Consider the following 24361-nt stretch of genomic DNA (forward strand, 5'->3'; position numbering starts at 1 on the left):
AACCGGGGCCACTGACAATCCGGCACCGCCGCAGGTCAGGGCCGGTGGCCGCCGCTCGCTCACTCCACCACCTGCCGGCCCTCGGGCCGTGCCGTGCAGGACGCCCGGAACGAGCAGTGCGCGCAGTGCGCGCCCGGCCGGGGGGCGAAGCGCTCCTCCAGCACCCGGCCGGCCGCCTCGGCGAGCAGGTCGCCGATCCACGCGCCGTCGCCCAGCGGCTGCTGCGCCTGCACCTTGGGGAGGGCGTCGCCGCCGTTCTTCTTGGCCGCGCCCTGCCGCAGCTGTACGAGTTCGGCGCCGCCCGCGACGGGCCGCTCGCCGTCGAAGAGGCCGTCGACGGCGCCCTGTTCGACCGCGAGCTGGTAGACGGCGAGCTGCGGGTGACGGGCGACGTCGTCGGCGGACACCGTGCCCTTGCCGGTCTTGAAGTCCACGACGTAGGCGCGTCCGTGCGCGTCGGCTTCCACGCGGTCCATGGAGCCGCGGATGCGCACCAGGTGACCGTCGGCCTTGAGGGTGACGTCGAAGGGGTGCTCCGTGGCGACCGGGCCGCGGCCGCCGCGCTCCATCACGTGCCAGCGCAGGAAGCGCTCCAGGGCGGCGCGGGCGTTCTCCTTCTCCTGCACCGACTTCCAGGGCGCGTCGAAGGCCAGCGCGTCCCACACGGAGTCGAGGCGCTCCATGAGGACGGCGAGGTCGGCGGGGGTGCGCCCGGCGGCGACCTCGTCGGCGAGGACGTGCACGACGTTGCCGAAGCCCTGGGCGGCGGTGGCGGGGGCGTCCGCCTTGACCTCCCGGCCGAGGAACCACTGGAGCGAACAGGTCCCCGCCGTACCCGCCAGCTGTCCGACGGCCGAGCCGGACAGCGCGACGGGCCGCGTGCGGTCGCGCAGCGGCACTTCACTGTGCGTCGGTTCGTGCAGGCCCCACCAGCGGTAGGGATGGGCGGCGGGGACGAGCGGCTGGCCCTCGTCGTCGTGGAGGGCGGCGAGCCGGGCGAGGCGCTCGGCGGCGGCCGCCCGCAGCGCGTCCGACGCCTGCGGGTCGACCGTGGTGGCACGCAGCTCGGCGACCAGCGCGGCGACGGCCAGCGGGCGGCGCGGGCGCTGGCTGACGTCGGCGGGCTCGGTGCCCAGCTCGGTCAGGAAGCGGGAGGGCTGGTCGCCGTCCTCGGCCGCCGCCTTGACGGCGGTGACGACCAGGCGCTCCCGCGCGCGCGTGGCCGCCACGTAGAACAGGCGGCGCTCCTCCGCGAGCAGGGCGCCGGGGCTGAGCGGTTCGGCCAGTCCGTCGCGCCCGATGCGGTCGGCCTCCAGGAGCGAGCCGCGCCGCCGCAGGTCAGGCCAGAGGCCCTCCTGGACGCCCGCGACGACCACGAGCCGCCACTCCAGACCCTTGGAGCGGTGCGCGGTCATCAGGCGTACGGCGTCGGGGCGTACGGCCTTGCGGGTGAGGGTGTCCGCGGCGATGTCCTGGGCCTCCAGCTCGTCCAGGAAGTTCAGGGCGCCGCGGCCGCCGGTGCGTTCCTCGGCGCGCGCGGCGGTCTCGAAGAGCGCGCAGACGGCGTCCAGGTCGCGGTCGGCGTTCCGGCCGGCGGCGCCGCCGCGGCGGGCGGCGCGCTCCAGCCGCTGCGGCCAGGGGGTGCCGTTCCACAGCTCCCACAGGGCCTGTTCGGCGGTGCCGCCGGCCGCGAGGAGTTCGCGGGCCGTGCGCAGGAGCGCGCCCAGGCGCTGCGCGCCCCTGGCGTACGCCGCGTCGTGGGCGACGAGTCGCTCGGGCCGGTCGAGGGCCTCGGCGATCAGGTCGTCCGAGGGCCTGGGCACGGTGCGGCCGGCGGCCCGCTCCTCCTCCCTGAGGGCGCGGCCCAGCCGACGCAGATCCGCGGCGTCCATGCCGCCGAGCGGGGACGTGAGGAGGGTGAGGGCGGTCTCGGCGTCGAGCCGGGGCCGTCCGTCGCCGCTCCCGTCCTCCGCCGCCGGTTCGGCGACCGCCCGCAGTGCCGTCAGCAGCGGGGCCACCGCCGGTTCGTGGCGCAGCGGGACGTCGTCGCCGTCGACCTCCACGGGGACGCCCGCCGAGCCGAGGGCGCGCCGCACGGCCGGTATGGACCGCGAGCCCGCGCGCACCAGGACGGCCATCTCACGCCAGGGGACGCCGTCCTCCAGGTGCGCGCGGCGCAGGATGTCGGCGATGTTGTCGGTCTCGGCGCCCGCGGTCGGGTAGGTGTACGCCTCCACCCGGCCGCCCTCGCGCACGGCGGCGAGCTCCCGGTGCGCGCGTACGGCCTGTGCGGGGAGGCGGGTCAGCGGCATGCGGCGGGTGAGCAGCCGGGTGGCCGCGAGGAGGTCCGCGCCGGAGCGGCGCGAGGTGGTGAGCACTTCGACGGGCGCCGGTGCGCCGTCCCGGCGGGGGAAGGCGTGCGGGAAGTCGAGGATGCCGTTGATGTCGGCGCCCCGGAAGGCGTAGATCGACTGGTCCGGGTCGCCGAAGGCGACGAGCGTCCGGCCGTCGCCCGCGAGGGCGCGCAGCAGCCGTGTCTGGGCCACGTCGGTGTCCTGGTACTCGTCCACGAAGACGGCGTCGTAGCGCCGCGCGAGCTCCGCGCCGGTCCCGGGCCGCTCGGCGAGGAGCACGGCGCGGTGGACGAGTTCGGCGTAGTCGAGCACGCCCCGCATGTCGAGCAGGTCGAGGTATTCGGCGAGGAAGGAGGCGGCGGCGCTCCAGTCGGGGCGGCCGGTGCGCTCGGCGAAGGCGCCGAGCGCGTCCGGGCCGAGCCCGAGTTCGCGGCTGCGGGCGAGCACCGCGCGCACCTCGTCGGCGAAGCCGCGCGTGGTGAGGCAGGCGCGCAGGTCGCCGGGCCAGCGCACGGCGCCGCGCCCCTCGCGCTCCAGCTCGGCCTGTCCGGCGAGCAGCTCGCGCACGACGGCGTCCTGCTCGGGGCCGGAGAGCAGCCGCAGCGGGTCGATGAACAGGTCGGCGTCCTGGTGGGCGCGGACCAGGGCGTAGCAGTACGAGTGGAAGGTCGTGGCCTGCGGTCCCCGGGCGGTGCCGCCGAGCCGGGCGGCCATCCGGTCGCGGAGCTCGACGGCCGCCTTGCGGCTGAACGTCAGGACGAGGACGCGCTCCGGATCGGTGCCCCGCAGCACCCGGTCCGCGACGGCCTCGACCAGGGTGGTCGTCTTCCCCGTGCCGGGCCCCGCGAGGACCAGCAGCGGCCCTTCCCGGTGGTCAACCACGGCGCGCTGGCGCGCGTCCAGCTCAGGAGGGGCCGTGGGGCCCGGCCGGGTCCGCACGAGGCGGTACGCGCCCGGGGCGGGCCGCTGCGCCGGCCGCGGGCGGACGGCGCCGGCCGTGCCTGGCGAGGAGGGGAAGGAGCTCACGTGGGTTGCCGGTCCTGGTGGGGGTGCGGGGTCGTGCGGCGGGGTGCGCCGGGCGGCCGGGAAGGGGGTCCGGGCGTGACGGCGGTTGTCGACGCTACGCCAGACGGCACGCGAGGCGCAGGGCGTACCGCGGACCGACGCACGGCCCTGCGGCTCCCACCCGTTCGGGTCAGCCCTTGGGCGCACTGGTCACGGCGTGGTCCGGGGGTGCCCGGCCGGCGGATGCCGTCAGGTGTGAGGAGTCACACCGGCCGGGCCGTCACTCTCGGGGGTGCCGTCCCAGCGCGCCCGCGCCATGGCGAGCCGGGGCACGTGTCCCTGCGCGGAGCGGCCGGCCTCCCGCAGCGGTGTGCCCTCCTCGCGGTAGTGGGCGAGCGCGCGCAGCTCGTGGCCGGGCAGCAGGGCGCCGTCCGAGCGGACCACCCGCCACCAGGGCACCGCGCCGCCGTAGAGCGCCATCACGCGCCCCACCTGGCGGGGTCCGCCCTCCCCCAGCCACTCGGCGACGTCGCCGTAGGTCATCACCCGGCCGGGCGGAATCCGCTCCGCGACGGCCAGCACCCGTTCCGCGTACTCGGGAAGCTCGGCGGCCTCTCCCCGGCTCGTCCGTACGTCCTCGCTCACCCGGCCCATCCTGCCGCACCCCGCCGGCGGCCGGTGCGCCGGCCGCCCTCTGGCATCACCACCCGCGCGTACGGCAAGATCACCCAGAGTGCGTACCCGTACTACAGGGCGTACGATCCGGAGTCCGCGCCCCCGAAATACACCCTGATGCCCCCTCGCCCGGCGGGGCCATGCCACCATCTTCCGGGCGGTGACTGGTGATACGAGACCAAGACGAGCAGACGGAGCGACAGCAGGGCGCGGAGCCTCCAGGAGGCGACCGCGCCCCCGAAGCGCTGTCCGGCTCCGGTGAGCCCGCGGCCGAGGGCCCGGAGCGGCCTCCCGCCGAGCGGGCGGCGCCGGCGTGCCCCGAGGAGATGCGCGGCGGCTACTGCGAGGACGGTGAGGCGCACATCGACCAGGTGTCGGGCGACGAGCCGTTGCTGCCCGCCCGCGTCCACCGCCCGGCGGACCTGGTGCGGCTGTTCCTCGGCATCGTCGGCATCGCCCTCGTCCTCGCCCTCGCGGCCTTCGCCCACGGCACCACGCAGGGCCTGGAGAAGGACATCGGCGACAGCACCGGCCGGGCGCCGCAGCTGCTGGCGAACTTCGCGGGGCTCGCCGCCAACATCGCCATCTTCATCGTCCCGGTGGCGTTCGCCATCGAGCGGCTCATCAAACGCGACGGGCTGCGCATCGCCGACGGTGTGCTCGCCGCCGTCCTCGCGCACGGCGTGTCCCTCGCCACCGACCTCTGGGTGGCCGACACGGCACCGGCGTCGATCCGTGACGCGCTGACCCAGCAGGCGCCCACCGGCGGCCTCACCGATCCGGTGCACGGCTATCTGGCCCCTGTGATCGCCTATATGACGGCCGTCGGAATGTCGCGACGGCCGCGCTGGCGGGTCGCGATGTGGGCCGTGCTGCTGCTCGACGCCTTCGCGGTGCTGGTGAACGGCTACACGACACCGTTCTCGATCGTCACCACCGTGCTGATCGGATGGACCGTCGCCTACGGCACGCTCTACGCCGTCGGCTCACCGAACGTCCGCCCCACCGGCCGCCACCTCCTCGCCGGACTGCGCCGTGTCGGCTTCAAGCCGGTCACCGCGCTGCGCGCCGAGGAGAGCGCCGACGCCGTCGGCACCGAGCACTCGCACCCGCACGACCGGGGGCGCCGCTACATCGTCACTCTGGAGGACGGCCCGCCGCTCGACGTCACGGTCGTCGACCGCGAACAGCAGGCACAGGGCTTCTTCTACCGCCTCTGGCAGCGGCTGGCGCTGCGCGGCATCACCCAGCCGCGCAGCCTGCAGTCCCTCCGGCAGGCCCTCGAACAGGAGGCGCTGCTCGCCTACGCGGCCATCGCCGCGGGCGCCAACGCCCCCAAGCTGATCGCCACCTCGGAGCTCGGCCCGGACGCCGTGATGCTCGTCTACGAGCACATCGGCGGCCGCACCCTCGGCTCGGTCCCCACCGAGGAGATCACCGACGAGCTGATGGCCGGTGCCTGGCGACAGGTGCACGCCCTCCAGTCGCGGCGGATCGCCCACCGCAGGCTCGACGGCGACGCCCTTCTGGTGGATCGTTCCGGCAACGTCGTTCTGACCGACCTGCGCGGCGGGGAGATCGCGGCGGGCGACCTGGTGCTGCGCATGGACGTCGCACAGCTGCTGGTGACCCTCGGGCTGCGGGTCGGCGCCGAGCGCGCCGTGGCCACCGGCGTGGACGTGCTCGGCCCGGACGCCATCGCCGACAGCCTGCCGCTGCTCCAGCCGCTGGCGCTCACCCGCATCAGCCGCGCGACCCTGCGCCAGCTCGCCCGGGAGCGCGCGCAGCGGGAGCGTGACACCGTCCTGGAGGCCGCGCGCGCCGCCAAGGAGGCCAAGGAGGCGCGGACCGCCGAACAGGGCTCGCAGGAGTTGCCCGCGGAGGACCGCAAGGCGCTCAAGGCCGAGCGGCAGGCCGAGAAGAAGGCCGTGGAAGAGGCCCTGGAGGAGGCGCGCGAGGAGGACCTGCTCGCGCAGATCCGCCGCCAGGTGCTGCTGATCCGGCCGCAGGCCCCGATAGAGCCGGTGCGCCTGGAGCGCATCAAGCTGCGCACGCTGCTCAGCTTCGTGGCCGGTGCCTTCGCCGCGTACTTCCTGCTGTCGCAGTTCACCCACGTCCAGTTCGGCGATCTCGTCGACCGGGCGAACTGGGCCTGGGTCGCGGTGGCCGTGGCCTTCCAGGTGCTGACGTACGTCGCCGCCACGATGAGCCTGCTGGGCTTCGTGCCGGAGAAGGTCGCGTTCGGGCGCGCCGTCCTCGCGCAGGTCGCGGGCTCCTTCGTGAAGGTCGTCGCCCCGGCGGCGGTCGGCGGCGTGGCGCTGAACACGCGCTTCCTCCAGCGCGCGGGCATCCGGCCCGGCCTGGCCGTGGCGAGCGTGGGCGCGTCCCAGCTCTTCGGCCTGGCCTGTCACATCCTGCTGCTGCTGTCCTTCGGCTATGTGACCGGTACGGAGCGCAGTTCGTCGCTCGGCCCCTCGCGGACGATCATCGGCGGGCTGCTGACGGCGGCCGTGCTCGTGCTCGTCGTGGCGGCCGTGCCGGTGCTGCGGAAGTTCGTCTCCACACGCGTGCGGTCGCTCTTCGCGGGCGTCATCCCGCGCATGCTGGACGTGCTCCAGCGGCCGCAGAAGCTCTTCGCGGGCATCGGCGGCATGCTGCTGCTGACGGCGGCGAACGTGATGTGCCTCGACGCCTCGATCCGCGCGTTCGGCGGGGACCTGAGCTACGCCAGCATCGCGGTGGTCTTCCTGACGGCCAACGCGCTGGGTTCGGCCGCGCCGACGCCCGGCGGCGTGGGCGCCGTCGAGATCGCGCTGACCGGTGTGCTGACGATCGCCGGACTGCCGGCGGAGCAGGCCACCCCGGCGGTGATCCTCTTCCGCCTGATGACGCTGTGGCTGCCGGTGCTGCCGGGATGGGTCTCGTTCAGCTATCTGACCCGCAAGGGAGCGATCTAGCCGACCGGGCGGGGTGCCCGCCGATTCCGGGCACTCCCCGCCCCGGCGCACATCCCGTCGCATCTGCCAGGCGATTCCCCTCGTCGACCTTGCACATGCGACCCACCGCGCCATAGCGTGCGCCCATGCAGACCTACACCATCGGCCGGGCCGCCAGGCTCCTCGGCGTCAGTCCCGACACCGTGCGGCGGTGGGCCGATGCGGGGCGGGTGCCCACCTCGCGGGACGAGGCCGGCAAGCGGCACATCCGCGGGTCCGACCTCGCGGCCTTCTCGGTGACGCTCGCGGCGGAGGCCGGCGAGAGCGAGGAAGCGGCGTACACCACCGCCCGTAACGCCTTCCCGGGCATCATCACCGCCGTCAAGCTCGGCGACGTCGCCGCCCAGGTCGAGATCCAGGCCGGCCCGCACCGCCTCGTCTCGCTGCTGACCCGGGAGGCCGTCGAGGAGCTGGGCCTGGCCGTCGGGATGGAGGCCGTGGCCCGGGTGAAGGCCACCAACGTGCACATCGACCGCGCTTGACCCGGCACCTGGAGAACCCGATGCACCGCACGCCCGTACGCGCCGCCCTGGCCGCCGCGCTCCTCCTGCCGCTCGTGGCCGCCTGCGGCGGCGGTGGGGACAAGGACGACGCCAAGTCCTCCACGACGCTCACCGTGCTCGCCGCGGCGTCCCTGACGGACGTCTTCAAGCAGGCCGGGACGGCGTACGAGAAGGACCACCCGGGCACCAAGGTGAACTTCTCCTTCGCCGGCTCGCAGGAGCTCGCCTCGCAGGTGCGCCAGGGCGTGCCCGCCGACGCGCTGGTCACCGCCGACACCACGACCATGGACGGCCTGAAGTCCGACACGGACAAGCCGGTGGTCATCGCGAAGAACCGGCTCACCATCGCGACCGCCCAGGGCGACCCGAAGGGCGTCAAGGGGCTGGCCGACCTCTCCAGGAGCGACCTCAAGGTCGTGCTGGCCGCGCCCCAGGTGCCGGTCGGCCGCTACAGCCAGAAGGTGCTCGACCAGCAGCACGTCAAGGTCAGGCCGGTGTCCCAGGAGGCGAACGTCCGGGCCGTCCTCAGCAAGGTCTCGCTCGGTGAGGCCGACGCGGGGATCGTCTATCTCACGGACGCGGCGGCGGCCAGGGGCAAGGTCTCCACGGTCACCGTGCCGGACGCGCAGAACGCCGTCGCGTCCTACCCGGCCGCGGCCCTCAAGGGCTCGAAGCACCCCGAGGAGGCCGCCGACTTCGTGAAGTGGCTCGGCTCCGGCGAGGCGCAGAAGCTGCTGCGCGCGGCGGGCTTCCAGCAGCCGTGACGGGCGGGACGCGCCGGGGGCGCACGCCCTGGGCACTCGGGCTGCCCGCCGCGCTCGCGGTGGGCTTCCTGCTCCTGCCGCTGGCGGGCATCCTGGTCCGTACGCCCTGGGCCACCCTTCCCTCGCGCCTCGGCTCGCACGAGGTCACCGAGGCCCTGGGGCTGTCCCTCCTGGTCTCCGGCTGGGCCCTGCTGCTGTCCCTCCTGCTCGGCGTCCCGCTGGCGTGGCTGCTCGCCCGCGTGGAGTTCCCCGGCAAGGCTCTGGTGCGCTGCCTGGTGATGCTGCCGATGGTGCTGCCCCCGACGGTCGCTGGGGTGGCCCTGCTCCAGGGCTACGGCCGCAGGGGTGTGCTGGGCCCCTGGCTGGAGTCCTGGTTCGGCGTCACGCTGCCGTTCTCGACGGCGGGCGCGGTGCTGGCCTCCGCCTTCGTGGCGATGCCGTTCCTGGTGATCAGCCTGGAGGGCGCGCTGGCGGGCCTGCACCCGCGCTACGAGGAGACCGCGACGTCCCTGGGGGCGACCCCGCTGCGGGTCTTTCGCACCGTCACCCTCCCCATGGTGATGCCGGGCCTGGTCGCGGGCGCGGCGCTGAGCTGGGCGCGGGCGCTGGGCGAGTTCGGCGCGACAATCACCTTCGCCGGCAACCTCCCGGGCACCACCCAGACCCTCCCCCTCCAGGTCTATCTGCTGCTCCAGGACGACCCGGAGAGCGCCACGGCGGTGTCCCTCCTGCTGCTGGTCATCGCGACAGCGGTGCTGATCTCCCTGCGCGGGCGCTGGCTGACGGCCGGTAAGCGGTCCGCCCCGCGGCCGACGGCGGACGTGCCGCAGCCTTCCGAGCGCCCCGTACGGACGACCGGAGCCGTACGTCCGGAGGACCCGGACCGCACCCCGCACCCGCTGCGCACCACGGTGACCGGCGCGACGACGGCGGAGCTCAGCGCGGAGGCCGGCACCACCATCGCTCTCGTCGGCCCGAACGGCGCCGGCAAGACCACCCTCCTCCGCGCCCTCCTGGGGCTCACGGACAGAGCCGAGGCCGAGCCTGTGACCATTGGCGGCACGGACGTCTCCAAACTCCCGCCGCACAAGCGGCGCATCGCCTGGGTCCCCCAGGACAACGCCCTCTTCCCCCACCTCACCGCCCTCGCCAACACCGCGTACGGCCTGCGCGCCCAGGGCGTCCCGAAGGCGGAGGCGCACGCCGCGGCCCGGCACTGGCTGGACCGCCTCGGCGTGGGCGGTCTGACCCACCGCAGGCCCGGTGCGCTCAGCGGCGGCCAGGCCCAGCGCGTAGCGCTGGCCAGGGCGCTGGCCGCCCGCCCCCGCCTCCTGCTGCTGGACGAGCCGCTGGCCGCGCTCGACCAGGCCACACGCGCCCAGGTCCGCCACACCCTGCGCACCCACCTGGCGGACTTCCCGGGCGTCTGCCTGATCGTCACCCACGACCCCGTGGAGGCCGTGTCGCTGGCCGACCGGATCCTCGTCCTGGAGGACGGCCGTACGGTGCAGTACGCGTCACCGGTGGAGCTGACCCGGCACCCGCGTTCGTCCTGGGTTGCGCGGATGCTGGGGCGCAACGCCTGGCAAGGCACGTCCACGGCGGAACGCACACTCCTCCTCGACGGCGGCGCGAGCCTCGTCGCGGCGGACCCGCTGCCGGGGCGGGCCACGAGCGGGCTCGCCGTCGTGGGCCCGGAGGCGGTGTCCCTGCACGTCGAGCGGCCGGGCGGCAGCCCCCGGAACGTCTGGCAGGGCACGGTCCGCGAGATCACGGCACAGGGCGGGCGGCTGCGCGTCCTGGTGACGGGCGAACCGGACGTGGTCGCGGAGATCACGCCGTCCGCGGCGGCGGAGCTCGCGCTGAAGGAGGGCCTCCCGGTATGGGTGAGCATCAAGGCCACGGAGGTCACGTTCGTCGCCCTGTGAGCCTCGCGCAGACAGGCGGGACGGCCGCCCTGTGAGCCGCACGGCGCACCGCGTAGGCCGGCCGCCCGGTGAGCCCGACCCGCCACCGGACCGGACGGCCGCCCGTCGCCCTGTGAGCCCCGCGCGCACCACGTGGGGCAGCCGCCCGGCGGTCCACTACTAACCCGTACGCCCGCACCGCGCGCGCCCCTCACCGGCCGCCCGGACGATGGCAGTCCCACACCTGCCGCCGACCCCCGGGAGTGCCGCTGTGTCCAGTTCCGTCAGGGCCGGGGGGCTGCTCACCACCGTGTTGCTGACCATGGCGGCTGTCACCACGGCCGCCGGGTGCGGCGGGAGCGACGACAAACCGGTGGCGAACGTCCAGGACGGCCAGAAGCTGGCGTGGAAAGCGTGCCCGGCGCCGAGCGGCAGCCAGGGCGGCGCACCGGACAAGGCGCCCGGCCGCGAGTGGGAGTGCGCGACCCTGAAGGCGCCGCTCGACTACACGGCCCCCAAGGGCGAGACGATCGACATCGCGATGATTCGCGCGAAGGCCACGGACCCGGCGCACCGGATCGGCTCGCTGGTCTTCAACTTCGGTGGCCCGGGCGGCTCCGGGCTGACCACGCTCCCGGCGTTCGCCGACGACTACAAGAAACTGCGCACGCGCTACGACCTGGTGAGCTTCGACCCGCGCGGGGTGGGCCGCAGCAGCGGGGTCACCTGTCTGAGCGACAAGGAGCTCGACGCCTACTACGCGGCCGACGTCACCCCGGACACCAAGCAGAAGGAGAAGGCCCTCGTGGACCGGGTGGCGGGCTACGCCGCCGCGTGCGCGAAGCACTCCGGGAAGGTCCTGCCCTACGTGGGGACGACGAACGCCGCCCGCGACATGGACCTGATGCGCCAGGCGCTGGGCGAGGAGAAGCTGCACTACTTCGGGGTGTCGTACGGCACCGAACTCGGCGGTGTCTACGCGCACTTGTTCCCGGGCCGGGTGGGCCGCACCCTCTTCGACGGCGTCGTGGACCCGACGAGCGACCCCGTGCAGGGCGCCCTCGGCCAGGCAAAGGGCTTCCAGCTCGCACTGGGCAACTACATGGAGGCGTGCGTGAAGACCTCCGACAACTGCCCCACCGAGCAGCAGATCGGCGACCTGCTGCGGCAGCTGGACAGGAAACCGATCCCCGGCGCGGGCGGCCGCGTGCTGACGCGGTCCCTGGCCACCGGCGGGATCGCCCAGTCGCTCTACTCCAAGGACTTCTGGGACTACCTCACCGAGGGGCTCGAGGACGCCGGCAACGGCGACGGACGGCTGCTGCTCTCGCTGTCGGACTCCATGAACGGGCGCGGCCAGGACGGGCGTTACAGCTCCCTCCAGTCCTCCCTCAACGCCATCACGTGCGCCGACTCCGCCCAGCGCTACACCGCGGCCGAGATCGAGGGGAAGGTGCCGGAGTTCCGCAAGGCGTCGTCCGTCTTCGGCGACTTCATGGCCTGGAGCCTCACGCAGTGCACCGGCTGGCCCGTCAAGGGCGAGTGGCGGACGCCCGACGTGAGCGCGCCGGGCGCGGCGCCCATCCTCGTCGTCGGCAACACCGGTGACCCCGCGACCCCTTACGAGGGAGCGCACCGGATGGCGCAGCAGCTCGGTAAGGGCGTCGGCGTGGAGCTGACCTTCCGCGGCCAGGGGCACGGCGCGTACGACAGCGGCAACGCGTGCGTCAAGGGGGCTGTGGACGCCTACCTGTTGGAAGGTACGGTCCCTCAAGCCGGTAAGATCTGCTCATAGCACACATAGCACTATCACCGGTGGCCGAACGGCATGGATCGAATGTCAGTGGCCCGCACTACGATCGCCCGCACAGCAGTTCCGTGACGGACGGTCGGGGGACAAGGTGTCGTACAGCACGCTTCGCGACCGCGGCCGCAAGGGCCGGGTCCTGACCGGCCTCCTGGCCATCGCCGCGCTGGTGGCCGCCCTCGTGGCGCTCTGGCAGACCCAGTCCACCCCGCTCGCCCGGCGCTCCTACTGCTGGGGCGCCTGGGCCGAGGACGGCGGCCTCTTCCACCGCGGCGACCACGACCGCGTCGCCGAGGAGAGCGCGCCCGCGCCCGGCCGCCCCACCGGTCTGTGCACGCTCCGCTGGCGCGGCGGCCAGGGCTCCGGGGCGTACGAGCAGCGGGTCGAGCTCCGGCTGGGCACGGGGCCCGACGGGGCGGCGGCGCGCCGCGCGTGGCTCGACGGCCTCTTCGAGGGGGGCGACACCGCGCTCCCGGGCCGGCTGCCCGGCTTCACGGCCGCCGGTTCCGGCGCCCTGGTGCTGCCCGCGAGCTGCGACGTGGGCGGCAGGCCGTCCGTCGTGACGTTCACCAGTTCCTACACGGGCACGGCCGGGCGCGCCGCCCGGCCCGGGTTCCCCCCCGGCGCGTCCCCGGCGAACACGGGGGCGTTATTGGTGAGCGCCGCCAACCGGGCCGCCAAGGCGACGGGGTGTTCGTCGGCGCCACCCATGCGGCTGCACGCGCGGGCGAGGACGACGAGGCCCGTACGGGTGAACCCGGGCGCGTCGCCGGGGCGTTGCGCCATCCCCGGGCTGGGGGACGCGAGCGCGCCGGACGACCGGCTGACCGACACCGTGGGCAGCGTCCACGACGACTTCCAGACCTGCGGGGTCTCCGGCGACGGGCAGTGGGCCGCCCGCTTCACCATGGTCGGCAGGCCCAGGATCGTCGCCCTCTTCGACGGACTCACCGGCGACAGCCCGCCAGGCCCCGGCTGGCGGGCGCACGGCCGGATCGACGCGACCGGCGCGCTGATACGTGCCGACTGCGACGGCCGCGCCACGGTCTTCACCATGCGCACCGGCCCCGGCCGCACGCACACCGGCCTGGACGACCCGCGCCGGTCCTTCCCCGCCTTCGTCGACGCGGTGGGCGAGCGCATAGGGTGCGCGCGCCTGCGCGCCCGCTGAGCGCTCCCCCCGCCACGAGGACGGCGGGGCCGTCGCCTCGTAGAGTCGGTGGAATGACTCCCTCGCGGCCACGGGCCGGCGCCCTCCTCCCCACCGCGCTCGCGGTCGTCCTCGCCACCGCCGGGTGCGGTGGCGGCGGTGGCGGCGGTTCGAGCACCACGGATGCCAAGGGCGCCGACGCGTCCGCCGGCGCCCAGGCGCCCCCGCGCTGGTCGGCGTGCGCCGCGCCCACCGACGCCCAGGGCGGCGACGGCAAGGCGCCCGGCAAGGAGTGGGAGTGCGCCAAGCTCGCCGTCCCGCTGGACTACGCCGAGCCCGGCGGCAAGAAGATCGACCTCGCGCTCATCCGGGTGAAGGCGCGCGATCAGAATCACCGGATCGGCTCCCTGGTGTTCAACTTCGGCGGACCCGGCGGCTCCGGGGTGACGACGCTGCCGGGCCTGGCCGCGAGCTACGAGAAGCTGCGGGAGCGCTACGACCTCGTGAGCTTCGACCCGCGCGGCGTGGGCGCGAGCGCGGGCGTCACGTGCCAGAGCGACCAGGAGCTGGACGCCGCCGCCCAGATCGACGCCACCCCGGACGACGACGCGGAGCTGCGCACGACCCTGGCGGCCAACAAGGCGTACGTGGACGCGTGCGCGAAGAACTCGGCCGAGCTGCTCCCCCACGTCGGCACCGTGAACGCCGCCCGTGACATGGACCGGCTGCGCGCCGCCCTGGGTGACGACAAGCTGCACTACTTCGGCATCTCCTACGGCACCGAACTGGGCGGCGTCTACGCCCACTTGTTCCCCAGGAACGTCGGACGCGCGGTCCTCGACGCCGTCGTCGACCCGACGCAGGACCCCCTGCAGGGCAGTCTCGGGCAGACCAAGGGCTTCCAGCTCGCCCTCGACGACTACCTCAAGGACTGCGCCGCCCGCACCCCGCAGGCCGGCTGCCTCTCGCAGGACCGCATCACCACCCTGCTGAAGGACCTCGACGCGAACCCGCTGCCCACCTCGCAGCAGGGCCGCAAGCTCACACAGGACGAGGCCGTCAACGGCATCGCGTCCGCGCTCTACTCCAAGGAGACCTGGCGCTATCTGACCTCGGGCCTCCGCGAGGCCACCACCAAGGGCACCGGCAACACCCTGCTGGTGCTCTTCGACGCTCTCAACGGCCGTAACCCGGACGGCCATTACAGCAATCTCCAGGCGGCCAACCGGGCCATCTCCTGCGTCGACGCCGAGCAGCGCTACACGGTGGACGACGTGAAGAAGTACCTCCCGCAGTTCCGGTCGGCCTCACCGGTCTTCGGGGAGGGCGCCGCCTGGTCGCTCCTCGGCTGCACCGGCTGGCCGGTCAAGGGCGGCTGGAAGACGCCGGACGTCAGCGCTCAGGGCTCGGCGCCGATCGTCGTCGTCGGCAACACCGGTGACCCCGCGACGCCTTACGCCGGTGCGCAGCAGATGGCCCGGCGGCTCGGCAAGGGCGTGGGCGTCGAGGTGACGTACAAGGGCGAGGGGCACGGGGCGTACAACAGCGGCAACCCGTGCATGGTCGACGCGGTCAACGGCTATCTGCTGGACGGCAAGGTCCCCTCCGGGGGGACGACGTGTTCGTGACGGAGGAACGCGGAACGCCGGACGGGCGGCATTCATGCCCGTCCGGCGTTCGAGGACTCCGCTGCGAGGCGGCGGCGCGGAGACGACGGCCCGCGGAGGGCCGCCCGCGCCGGCCGGAGACCCCCGCCTAGTACACCGGCTTCTCGGGCTCGATCTGGTTCACCCAGCCGATGACGCCACCGCCCACGTGCACCGCGTCCGCGAAGCCCGCGGACTTCAGGACGGCCAGGACCTCCGCGGAGCGGACACCCGTCTTGCAATGCAGGACGATCTTCTTGTCCTGCGGCAGGTCCTGGAGGGCGTTCCCCATCAGGAACTCGTTCTTCGGGATCAGCCGGGCGCCCGGGATGGAGACGATCTCGTACTCGTTGGGCTCGCGGACGTCGATGATGTCGATGGTCTCGCCGCCGTCGATCCACTCCTTGAGCTGCTTGGGAGTGATCGTCGAGCCCATGGCCGCTCCCTGGGCCTCCTCGGAGACGACGCCGCAGAACGCCTCGTAGTCGATGAGCTCGGTGACCGTGGGGTTCTCCCCGCAGACCGCGCAGCCGGGGTCCTTGCGGACCTTGACCTGCCGGTAGGTCATCTCCAGGGCGTCGTAGATCATCAGTCGGCCCACCAGCGGCTCGCCTATGCCGGCCAGCAGCTTGATCGCCTCGTTGACCTGGATCGAGCCGATGGAGGCGCACAGCACGCCCAGCACGCCGCCCTCGGCGCAGGAGGGCACCATGCCCGGCGGCGGGGGCTCGGGGTAGAGGCAGCGGTAGCAGGGGCCGTGCTCGGACCAGAAGACCGACGCCTGGCCGTCGAAGCGGTAGATCGAGCCCCAGACGTACGGCTTGTTCAGCAGGACGCAGGCGTCGTTGACCAGATAGCGGGTGGCGAAGTTGTCGGTGCCGTCCACGATCAGGTCGTACTGGGAGAAGATCTCCTTGACGTTCTCCGCCTCCAGGCGCTCCTGGTGGAGGACGACGTTCACATAGGGGTTGATCCCCTTCACCGAGTCCCGGGCGGACTCCGCCTTGGAGCGCCCGATGTCGGCCTGGCTGTGGATGATCTGCCGCTGGAGGTTGGACTCGTCGACCTCGTCGAACTCCACGATGCCGAGCGTGCCCACGCCCGCCGCCGCCAGATACATCAGCGCCGGCGACCCCAGACCGCCCGCGCCCACACAGAGCACCTTGGCGTTCTTCAGCCGCTTCTGCCCGTCCATCCCCACGTCCGGGATGATCAGGTGGCGGGAGTACCTGCGAACCTCGTCAACGGTGAGCTCGGCAGCCGGTTCGACTAGGGGTGGCAGCGACACGGGGTCTCCGTAGGTCGGACGGAAGGGTCGTCCCCGCAGGTGCGGGGTGCTCTTCGGCGTAACACTGCCACGCCCCGCCTCATTCCGAGACACCAGGTCCGATGCGCGAGACGAGTTCGTCCCAGTAGCCGGGCATCACCTCCCAGGGGTCCGATTCGTCCTGGTCCGAGCGGTCGGTGAGGTAGACCGTGCCCGCGCCCTGCCGCCGGGCGGTGCCCAGCGCCTCGGCCAGCTGCTGCCGGGGCACGCCGTGCACGAGGTGGCAGAAGCGCTCGGGCGGGTGGGCGGCCGTCCAGTCGGGCGCCTGGACGCGGCGGTACGCGGACCACGGTCCCCGGAAGGTCACCAACTGGTCGGCCAGGCCCGCGTAGGCGGGGCACGGGTGGGTGCCGTGCTGGAGCACCACATAGGCCCGCTCCAGCAGCGTGCGCAGGCCCGCGACGGTGCGCCGGGTGCCGGGCAGCGCGGCCGGGTCCGTGGGGGCGGCGTCCACCGAAAAGCCGTCCACCTTGTACCAGTTGAGGTAGCGCTGCGCCTCCGACAGCAGCTCCGCGAAGGGCCGCGCCCCGAACGCCGCGTCCAGGTGTCCGAGGACGCGGACGCCCGCCTCGCGCAGCCGGCCGGCGGCGGCCAGGCAGTGCGGGTCCGGGCGGGTGCCGGGGCCGCCCGACGCCTTGCCGCACTCCCCCAGCGCCCCGGCCCCGAACACCACCCAGTCCACGGGCACATCGGGCCGCACGAGCTCGCCCCACTCGGCCGGCGCGAGCAGCGGGTGCGCGAAGCCGGGGACGCCGAAGCGCAGCGGCCGCGCGGCGGCGCGCGCGGCGCCCCGGTGGCCCGAGGGGCTCAGATGCGACACGCGGCCTCCATCCAGATGTCGGCCAGTGACTCCTCCAGCCCGATTCTGGGGCGCCAGCCGAGCCGGTCGCGGGCGGTGCGGACGTCGGCCTGCTGCCAGCTGCCGCAGCCGTCGGGGTACGGGTACGCGGGCGGGGAGCCCAGGTGCGGGTCGTCCAGCTCGTGCAGGGCGCCGCCGAAGCCCGCGACCCTGGCCAGCAGGGACGCCGCGTCCCGCAGGCGCACCGCGCGGCCGGTGCCGATGTTGACGGCGCCCTGGGCGGCGGACAGGGAGGCGGCGTGGACGGCGCGGGCGACGTCCCGCACGTCGACGAAGTCCCGCTGCACGCCGAGGCCGCTGAGCTTCAGCTCGCTGTCGCCGCTCTGCATGGCGCGCCGCATGGCGTCGGCGAGCCGGCCGAGCGGCGACCCGGCGGGCGTGCCGGGTCCGACGGGCGAGAAGACCCGCAGCACGATGGCGTCCAGGCCGGAGCCCAGCACGAGTTCGGTGGCGGCGAGCTTGCTGACGCCGTACGGGCCGCCGGGGCGCGGCACGGCGTCCTCCGCGGTGGAGGAACCCGGCTGCGAGGGCCCGTACTCGGAGGAGCAGCCCACCTGCACCAGGCGGGCGCCGCAGCCGCTGCGGCGCAGCGACTCGCAGACGGTGGCGACCGCGACGGTGTTGTGCCGGGTGAGGTCGCGGGCACCGCCCCGGGTGGCGCCCGCGCAGTTGATCACGACCCCGGGGTGCACCGCGTTGAGGAACCGGGTGAGCGCTCCGGGGCTGCCGCTGGCGAGGTCGAAGCGGACGTCCGCGTCGTCGCCGCGGCCGAGGGCGGTGAGCTGGACGGCGGGGTCGGCGAGCAGCCGGTCGGCCACGTAGCGCCCGAGATAGCCGTTGGCGCCGAGCAACAGGACCCTCATCGGTCGCGCCCTCGCTCTCGCCCGGCGGTGCGGGTGGGGTGAACGGTCATCTTCCTTGCTCCTCTGACGGGGTGTGCGGCTCGGGGTGCGGTGGCCGGGCCGGGGTCCCCGGTGCCTGCGGCAGGGGGGAGGTGTCCGGGCCGGCGGGGTCGGTGATCGCGGGCGCGCCGCGCCGGTGGGCGGAGGCCCGGGACAGCGCGGGGAGGGCGCGGCCCAGCAGGACCAGCGCGGGGACGGCGCAGGCCACGAGGGGTACGACGGCGGGGCCGTGGGTGGCGGCGGCCCTGGCGAGCGCGCCCGCGGGCCCGCCGCCGCCCGGCAGCCAGGCCCCGAGCAGGGGCACGGCTTCGGCCGCGCAGGCGGTGAGGACGGCGAGGGCGGCCGCTCTGGCGCAGCCGCGCACGGCCGTCAGCCGGGCGAGGAAGAGCAGCCCGCCGAGTGCCGTGGCGGCGCCGAGCGGGGCCGCGGGGTACGGGAGGGCGTGCCGGTCCAGTGCCGCGTGCAGGGCCCACAGGAGCGCGAGCAGCGCGCCGAGGAACAGCCCGGTCGCGGTCATGAGGACGGGCCAGGCGCGCGTACGGAAGGCGCCCAGGGTCCGGCTGACCGCCAGCGCGTGGCACACGCGCAGGGCGTACCAGCGCGCGCACCAGGCGGCCAGGGGGACGGCACAGGCCAGGGCGACGGCGGTGGGGGCGGCGGCCGACAGGGCGCGGGGCAGGTCGAGTCGACCGGCCGGGCGGCCGTCGAGCAGCACGGTGAGCAGCGGGTCGCCGAGGAGCGCGTAGGCGGCCAGCCAGAGGGCCGCGCACCGCCCGGCGGTCCACCAGCCGTCCGGGCCCGAAGGGGGCGCGGGTGCCGCTCGCCCGGGCGCCGCGTGTGCGCCGGAGCCCCACGCGGCCGGTGCCGGGTCGCGGCGCACGCGCGCGTAGAGCTCCTCGGCGAGGGAGAAGACATCGCGGTGCCGGCATTCGGCGGCCACGCGTTCGGCGATGCCCCGGGCCTCCAGGACCGCCGCGATCTCCAGTGGGTCGACCGCCCGGACGCACAGTTCGCGGTGGCGGTGCAGGAGCGCCTTGACCGGGTCGGCGGGCGCCGCGGCGCTGGTGCCGGCGGAGGGTATGCCGGCGGCTGTCGCGGCGCCGCTGTCGCGCAGGGGTGTGCTCATCGGCGGCCCGCCCAGGTGGGTGCCTGGCGTGCGGACCAGGAGAGCGGGGGGTGCGCTCCGGCGGCGTGGGCGAAGGGGACCGACGGGTCGGCGGGGGCGTCCTGCCGCACCGGCGCGTGGGAGATGAGTTCGAGATAGATGCCGCCGAAGGCCGTCACATGCCGTTCCACGGTGAAGAGTTCGAGGGCCCGGGCGCGCGCGGCCGCGCCGAGGCGGGCGCGCCGCTCGGGGTCGCGCAGGAGGGCGAGGCAGGCGTCGGCGAGCTCGCGGGGGGCGCGCGGCGGGACGACCAGGCCGGTGCCGCCGATGACCTCCCGGACGGTGCCCGCGTCCGGTGAGACGGTGGCGCGGCCGCAGAACATCGCCTCCACCAGCGGCAGCGGGAAGCCGTCCGCGGCCCCCGCGAGGACGACGCTGCCCGCCGCGTACGTCTCCGGGCTCGCGGACTCCTCGAAGCGGACGCCGTCGGGCGGCTGGTTGCCGGGCAGCGGGGTGCCGACGACCCGCAGCCGGACGCCGGGCTCGGCCGCGCGCACCAGGGCGAGGGCCTCCCACAGATACGGCTCGGTGCGCCCGCCCGCCCACACGAGCGTGCGCCCGTCGTCGACGACCGTGCCCTCGGCGCCCTCGCCGACGTCCTCGTAAGGCCGCTCGTCGACTCCGGGGGGCACGGTGCGCAGCCGCTCGCGGTCGGCTCCGCAGCGCTCCTGCCAGCGCCGCACCTGCGCGTCGCCGGGGGTGATGAGATCGGCGCGGCGGTAGACCTCGGCGGTCAGCAGCCGGTGGAAGGCGGCGAGCAGGGTCCGTACGGGCAGGGACAGGCCGGCGGCGCTGGCGGCGCTGTTGAGGAAGTAGGCCCGGAGCCGGACCTCGTACTCGGTGACGAGGAGCGGGGTACCGAAGAAACGCTTGGCCAGCAGGCCCGGGAGGGCGGCGGGCCCGGCGGAGGTGGCGTGGCAGAGGTCGACCGCGGCGAGCCCCCGGTCGCCGTCGGTCGCGCCGTACCAGTCGAGGGACAGCGGCCGCAGCGCGCGCTCCAGCAGCGCGGAGGCGGCGAGCAGGTCGGCGACGCGGGTGCCGTAGACCGCCGGGTGTGCGCCGGGCGCGCGGCAGGCCGCCTCCAGGGCGCGCAGGGCCTGCTCCGAGCGGAGGGCGGTGCCGAGTCCTCCGGCGTCGTACGCCAGGTCGGCGAGGCCGTGGAGAGCGTCGGCGAAACGGTACGCCTGATCACTGGAGCAGCCGGTGGGGCCCGGGTCGTCGGCCGGTCCGGAGGGGGGCGCGCCGACCGAGCAGACGGCCGCCGCGAACTCCGCGAAGTGCTCGCCGAACCGGCGCCGTTCGCGCTTGCCGTACGCCCCGCCGGGCGCTCCCTCCCAGACCTCCGGCGGGTCGCCCCACAGGGGGGCGGTGCGCACCCGCCGGACGTGCTCCGGCAGGCCGTACCACCCGCAGCGCTCCTGGCGGGCCCCCCGGCTCAGCGCATAGATCTCGAACTCGTGCCCGGCCAGCCCGCGCACCAGTTGGTCGCACCACTGACCGCCCTCGCCCGCGGCATACGGATACCCACCCTCCGTGAGGAGTCCCACGCGCACGCACGCACCCCCGTCTGTCCACTGTGGCCACGCCGACCGCCGCCGAACGGCAGCGGGAGCACGCTATGCGCGCCGCCACGGGGCGCGACGGACGGTTGTCCGTCGCGCCACCGGAAGGGGTGAACAGAGGTGACTTTCCCGGAGATGGGACGTTGCTTCGCGCTATGCGGCGGCTTCCTCCTGTTCGAGCCGCGGCACGGCCGCCAGCAGGCCCCGCGTATAGGGGTGCCGGGGGTTCTCGTAGACGGCGTCCGCCGGGCCCTCCTCCACGATCCGCCCGCCGCGCATCACGACCAGCCGGTCGCTGACCTGGCGCACGACGGCGAGGTCGTGCGCGATGAAGACGAGCGCGAGCCCCAGATCGCGCTGGAGCTCCCCGAGCAGCTTCACGACCTGCGCCTGGGTGGTGACGTCGAGGGCGGACACCGGCTCGTCGCAGACGATCAGCTTCGGCTCGGGCGCGAGCGCCCGCGCGATGCCGACGCGCTGCCGCTGGCCGCCGCTGAACTCGTGCGGATAGCGGTCGTAGGAGCCGGGGTCGAGCCCGACCCGCTCCAGCAGTTCGCGCACCCGGGCGACGATCTCGGCGTCCGTGAGCTTCCCCGCCACGCGCAGCGGGTCGGCGATGGACTCGCCGACGCTGCGACGCGGGTTGAGCGAGGAGACCGGATCCTGGAAGACCATCTGGAGCTCGGAGCGGAAGGGCCGCAGCTCGCCCGCCGTGAGCCCGCCGATGTCCCGTCCCTGGTAGCGCAGTTCGCCGCCGGAGGGCTCCAGCAGCCGTACGAGCATCCGGCCCAGCGTCGTCTTGCCGCTGCCGGACTCCCCCACGACGCCGACGGTCTCACCGGCGCGTACGGTCAGCGAGACCTGGTCGACGGCGGTGACGGCCCGCTTGCCGCGCCCGAACTCCCGGGTCAGGCCGGTGGCTTCGAGCAGGGCCCCGTCTTCAGGGCCTTCGGGCCGCGCGGGGCGTACACCCGGACGGCGGACGTTTATCCGCGGCACGGCCGCCAACAGGTCACGCGTGTAGTCCTCGCCGGGCGCGTCGAGGAGCTCGCGGACCGGGCCGCGCTCGACGGCGCGGCCGTCCTTCATCACCAGCAGCTCCTCGACGCTGTCGGCGGCCACCCCCAGGTCGTGGGTGACCAGGATCAGGCCCATGCCGGTCTCGGCGCGCAGTTCGCGCAGCAGGCCGAGGATCTGCGCCTGCACGGTGACGTCGAGCGCGGTGGTGGGTTCGTCGGCGACCAGGAGCCGGGGCTCGCAGGCGAGCGCCATCGCGATGAGGGCGCGCTGGCGCATGCCGCCGCTGAACTCGTGCGGGCGGGAGCGCGCGCGCCGGTGCGCCTCCGGGATGCCCACCCGGTCGAGCACCTCGACGGCGCGGGCGCGGGCCGCGCGCCGGCTCGTGCCGCGCCGGTGGACGCGGTGGACCTCGGCGATCTGGTCACCGATGGCCTGATAGGGGTCGAGCGAGGAGAGCGGGTCCTGGAAGACCATGGCCGCCACCCCGCCGCGCACCTGCCGCAGTTCGGCCTCGCCGGCGGTGAGCACGTCGTGGCCCGCCACGCGTAGGTCACCGGTGACGCGGGCGCCGGTGGAGCGGTGCAGCCCGAGCAGGCCGTACGCCACCGTGCTCTTGCCCGAGCCGGACTCGCCGACGAGGGCGAGCGCCCCGCCGTGGGCGAGCTCGAAGGAGAGCCCGTCCACGGCGCGCACGAAGCCGTCGCCGGCCGGGAAGGAGACGGCGAGGTCGGTGACCTTCACCAGGGGTTCGGTCATCGCAGGGCCACCCTTCGGTCGGCGACGGCGTAGAGCAGGTCGCCGACGATGTTGGCGATCACCACGGCGGCGCCGATGAGCATGACGACGGCGACGACGACCGGCAGGTCGACGGTCTGCACGGCGTGCACCAGCAGCTGTCCGATGCCGGGCAGGCCGAACATCGTCTCGGTGAGCATCGCGCCGCCCAGCATCGAGCCGAAGTCGACGGCCGACATCGCGATGACCGGCGCGACCGCGCCGCGCAGCGCGTGCTTGCCGATGATCGCGCGCTCGGTGACGCCGTACGCGCGGAAGGTGCGGATGTGGTCGTCGGCGAGGGTCTCCAGCATGGCGCTCCGCGTCATCCGGGCGTACTTCGCGGATTCGAGCAGGGCGAGGGCGACCCACGGCAGCAGCATGTTCCAGGCCCACTGCTCAGGGTCGTCGGTCAGCGCCACGTAGGACGGGAAGGGCAGCCACTCCAGATACGCGCAGAAGACCATCAGCAGCGCGAGTCCGCTGATGAAGACCGGGGTCGCGATGCCGGCGAGCGTGAACCACGTGAGCAGGCGCTCGACGGTCCCGCCGCGCCGGGCGACGGACAGCAGTCCGGTGCCGACGCCCAGCAGCAGCCACAGGACCATCGCGCCGGACGCGAGGGAGAGGGTGGCGGGCAGGCGCTGCGTGATCAGGTCGGTGACCTGCTGGTCGTTCTGGTACGACAGGCCGAAGCAGGGCGCGTCGCAGTGCATCACGCCGGTGCCGGTGGAGTAGTCGTGCCCGACGAAGACGCTCTGCAGGAAGTGCCAGTACTGCGTGTACACCGGGTCGTCGAGGCTGAGTTGTTCCCGTACCTGCCGCAGCTGTTCGGGGCTGCAGCGCGGTCCGCACGCGAGCTTCGCGGGGTCGCCGGGTGCGACGTAGAAGGTCGCGTAGATGACCACGGAGATCACCAGGAGCACGAGGACGGCGCCGAGCGCGCGGCGCAGGAAGTAGAGCGTCATGCCGTCTCTCCCCCCGCGGGGCCGGTGGCGGCCTTGCTCTTCCGGGCGCGGCCGACCCGCAGCCTGGACGCCTCGCGCGGGTCGAGCGCGACGCGCACGGCGTCACCGAAGACGGTGAAGGCGAGCGTGGTGACGAACAGCAGCAGCGCCGGGAGCAGCACGTACATGGGGTCCGCGCGGAACCACGTCGTGGCCGACGAGAGCATCTGTCCCCAGGAGGGGGTCGGAGGCTTGACGCCGACGCCGAGGAACGACATGGACGCCTCCAGGACGATGTTGGACGGCAGCAGGTAGACCGCGTAGGTGATCACGGGCGCGGCGAGTCCGGGCAGCAGTTCGCGCCGGGCGATGCGCCAGGTCGAGCCGCCTGCGAGCCACGCGGCCGAGACGTAGTCGAGCTTCTTCAGGCTGAGCGCCTGGGCGCGGACGACCCGCGCCAGGCCGCCCCAGGAGATCAGGCCGATCACGAGGATGAGCAGGACGGGGCGGGGGAAGCCGGTGGGGACGACGGCCGTCAGCGCGATCGCGAAGACCAGCAGCGGCAGCGCGATCATCACCTCGGTGATCCGGCTGAGCAGGCTGTCCACGAAGCGGTTGCCGAGCGCGGCGGCGATGCCCACGGTGACGGCGACGAGCACCTGCACCAGCGTCGCCCCGACGGCGACCATGAGCGAGACCCGCGCGCCGTACAGGAGGCGGACGAACAGGTCGCGTCCGGTGCCCGGTTCGACGCCGAGCCAGTGGTCGGCGCTGACGCCGCCGAAGGAGCCGAGCGGCACTCCGCCGCGCGCGGAGTCCACGAGCGTGTCGTGGTAGGCGTTGACGTCCTGCCCCTCCAGCGCGGCCAGCAGGGGCGCGCCGAGGGCGAGGAGGATGAGCAGGCCCAGCACGGCGGGGGGGGGGAGGGGGGGGGTGGGGGGGGGGGGGGGGCGCCCCACCCCCCCCGAGGGAGAAGGGGGGGGATCCGCAGGAGGTCA

At 74.5% G+C, this 24361-nt stretch carries 17 protein-coding genes; 7 read left to right on the forward strand and 10 right to left on the reverse strand.

All coding sequences use genetic code 11. The features are described from left to right. Positions 1 to 59: 59 nt before the first annotated feature. Both ACZ4A5_RS09210 and ACZ4A5_RS09215 read right to left on the reverse strand, forming a co-directional pair. Entirely contained in the window at positions 60 to 3293 is a 3234-nt protein-coding gene (locus ACZ4A5_RS09210) for an ATP-dependent helicase (RefSeq protein ID WP_467580685.1), read from the reverse strand. A gap of 315 nt (positions 3294 to 3608) precedes the next feature. Continuing rightward, positions 3609 to 4013, reverse strand: a complete 405-nt coding sequence (locus ACZ4A5_RS09215; protein WP_467580275.1) for an MGMT family protein — start codon at positions 4011 to 4013, stop codon at positions 3609 to 3611. A 347-nt stretch (positions 4014 to 4360) separates the two neighbouring features. Here ACZ4A5_RS09215 and ACZ4A5_RS09220 point away from each other — a divergent pair, with 347 nt between their 5' ends. The 7 genes from ACZ4A5_RS09220 (at position 4361) to ACZ4A5_RS09250 (ending at position 14789) form a co-directional block, all read left to right on the forward strand. Continuing rightward, positions 4361 to 6991: a lysylphosphatidylglycerol synthase transmembrane domain-containing protein gene (locus ACZ4A5_RS09220; protein WP_467580688.1), complete on the forward strand. Its 2631-nt coding sequence runs from the start codon at positions 4361 to 4363 to the stop codon at positions 6989 to 6991. A gap of 125 nt (positions 6992 to 7116) precedes the next feature. Next, positions 7117 to 7512, forward strand: a complete 396-nt coding sequence (locus ACZ4A5_RS09225) for a molybdopterin-binding protein (RefSeq protein WP_398870371.1) — start codon at positions 7117 to 7119, stop codon at positions 7510 to 7512. Between the two features lie 20 nt (positions 7513 to 7532). Next, positions 7533 to 8297 carry a molybdate ABC transporter substrate-binding protein gene (gene modA, locus ACZ4A5_RS09230; RefSeq protein WP_467580691.1) on the forward strand — a complete coding sequence of 255 codons (765 nt, stop codon included), beginning with the start codon at positions 7533 to 7535 and terminating at the stop codon, positions 8295 to 8297. After that, on the forward strand, positions 8294 to 10225 hold the full coding sequence (locus tag ACZ4A5_RS09235; RefSeq protein WP_467580278.1) for an ABC transporter permease: 1932 nt from the start codon (positions 8294 to 8296) through the stop codon (positions 10223 to 10225). Before modA ends, ACZ4A5_RS09235 begins: the two co-directional genes overlap by 4 nt. Positions 10226 to 10526: 301 nt before the next feature. Then, positions 10527 to 11999 carry an alpha/beta hydrolase gene (locus ACZ4A5_RS09240; protein ID WP_467580694.1) on the forward strand — a complete coding sequence of 491 codons (1473 nt, stop codon included), beginning with the start codon at positions 10527 to 10529 and terminating at the stop codon, positions 11997 to 11999. Between the two features lie 106 nt (positions 12000 to 12105). Further along, the gene (locus ACZ4A5_RS09245) at positions 12106 to 13182 is read left to right on the forward strand and encodes a hypothetical protein (protein WP_467580281.1); all 1077 of its coding nucleotides are present in this window, start codon (positions 12106 to 12108) and stop codon (positions 13180 to 13182) included. Positions 13183 to 13235: 53 nt separating this feature from the next. Continuing rightward, a complete protein-coding gene (locus ACZ4A5_RS09250) occupies positions 13236 to 14789 on the forward strand; it encodes an alpha/beta hydrolase (RefSeq protein ID WP_467580284.1) in 1554 nt (517 codons plus the stop codon). Positions 14790 to 14916: 127 nt separating this feature from the next. Here ACZ4A5_RS09250 and moeZ read toward each other — a convergent pair whose 3' ends face one another. From moeZ to ACZ4A5_RS09290, 8 genes are all read right to left on the reverse strand, one after another. Then, a complete protein-coding gene (gene moeZ / locus ACZ4A5_RS09255; protein WP_467580287.1) occupies positions 14917 to 16095 on the reverse strand; it encodes an adenylyltransferase/sulfurtransferase MoeZ in 1179 nt (392 codons plus the stop codon). Between the two features lie 79 nt (positions 16096 to 16174). After that, positions 16175 to 16954 (reverse strand): spherulation-specific family 4 protein, encoded by a 780-nt coding sequence (locus ACZ4A5_RS09260; protein ID WP_467580290.1) that lies wholly within the window; start codon positions 16952 to 16954, stop codon positions 16175 to 16177. Beyond that, complete coding sequence (locus tag ACZ4A5_RS09265) at positions 16942 to 17856, reverse strand: NAD-dependent epimerase/dehydratase family protein (protein ID WP_366002751.1); 915 nt, start codon at positions 17854 to 17856, stop codon at positions 16942 to 16944. Before ACZ4A5_RS09265 ends, ACZ4A5_RS09260 begins: the two co-directional genes overlap by 13 nt. Before the next feature lie 46 nt (positions 17857 to 17902). After that, complete coding sequence (locus ACZ4A5_RS09270; protein ID WP_467580293.1) at positions 17903 to 19021, reverse strand: hypothetical protein; 1119 nt, start codon at positions 19019 to 19021, stop codon at positions 17903 to 17905. Then, positions 19018 to 20607, reverse strand: coding sequence for a DUF3492 domain-containing protein (locus tag ACZ4A5_RS09275; protein WP_467580296.1), 1590 nt, complete (start codon positions 20605 to 20607; stop codon positions 19018 to 19020). Before ACZ4A5_RS09275 ends, ACZ4A5_RS09270 begins: the two co-directional genes overlap by 4 nt. A gap of 168 nt (positions 20608 to 20775) precedes the next feature. Then, a complete protein-coding gene (locus ACZ4A5_RS09280) occupies positions 20776 to 22398 on the reverse strand; it encodes an ABC transporter ATP-binding protein (protein WP_467580299.1) in 1623 nt (540 codons plus the stop codon). After that, positions 22395 to 23384, reverse strand: coding sequence for an ABC transporter permease (locus ACZ4A5_RS09285; protein ID WP_467580302.1), 990 nt, complete (start codon positions 23382 to 23384; stop codon positions 22395 to 22397). The genes ACZ4A5_RS09280 and ACZ4A5_RS09285 overlap by 4 nt, the downstream gene beginning before the upstream one ends. After that, a complete protein-coding gene (locus ACZ4A5_RS09290; RefSeq protein ID WP_467580304.1) occupies positions 23381 to 24322 on the reverse strand; it encodes an ABC transporter permease in 942 nt (313 codons plus the stop codon). Before ACZ4A5_RS09290 ends, ACZ4A5_RS09285 begins: the two co-directional genes overlap by 4 nt. Positions 24323 to 24361: the final 39 nt, after the last annotated feature.

It is taken from the genome of Streptomyces sp. NPDC025618, from assembly GCF_055558795.1.

Bases quoted from the DNA above. Each gene is read 5' to 3' on its own strand.
- ACZ4A5_RS09280 (WP_467580299.1), bottom strand. From the start codon at position 22,398: ATGACCGAACCCCTGGTGAAGGTCACCGACCTCGCCGTCTCCTTCCCG.
- ACZ4A5_RS09225 (WP_398870371.1), top strand. From the start codon at position 7,117: ATGCAGACCTACACCATCGGCCGGGCCGCCAGGCTCCTCGGCGTCAGT.
- ACZ4A5_RS09215 (WP_467580275.1), bottom strand. From the start codon at position 4,013: ATGGGCCGGGTGAGCGAGGACGTACGGACGAGCCGGGGAGAGGCCGCC.
- modA (WP_467580691.1), top strand. From the start codon at position 7,533: ATGCACCGCACGCCCGTACGCGCCGCCCTGGCCGCCGCGCTCCTCCTG.
- ACZ4A5_RS09270 (WP_467580293.1), bottom strand. From the start codon at position 19,021: ATGAGCACACCCCTGCGCGACAGCGGCGCCGCGACAGCCGCCGGCATA.
- ACZ4A5_RS09220 (WP_467580688.1), top strand. From the start codon at position 4,361: ATGCGCGGCGGCTACTGCGAGGACGGTGAGGCGCACATCGACCAGGTG.
- ACZ4A5_RS09285 (WP_467580302.1), bottom strand. From the start codon at position 23,384: ATGACGCTCTACTTCCTGCGCCGCGCGCTCGGCGCCGTCCTCGTGCTC.
- ACZ4A5_RS09240 (WP_467580694.1), top strand. From the start codon at position 10,527: ATGGCGGCTGTCACCACGGCCGCCGGGTGCGGCGGGAGCGACGACAAA.
- ACZ4A5_RS09250 (WP_467580284.1), top strand. From the start codon at position 13,236: ATGACTCCCTCGCGGCCACGGGCCGGCGCCCTCCTCCCCACCGCGCTC.
- ACZ4A5_RS09265 (WP_366002751.1), bottom strand. From the start codon at position 17,856: ATGAGGGTCCTGTTGCTCGGCGCCAACGGCTATCTCGGGCGCTACGTG.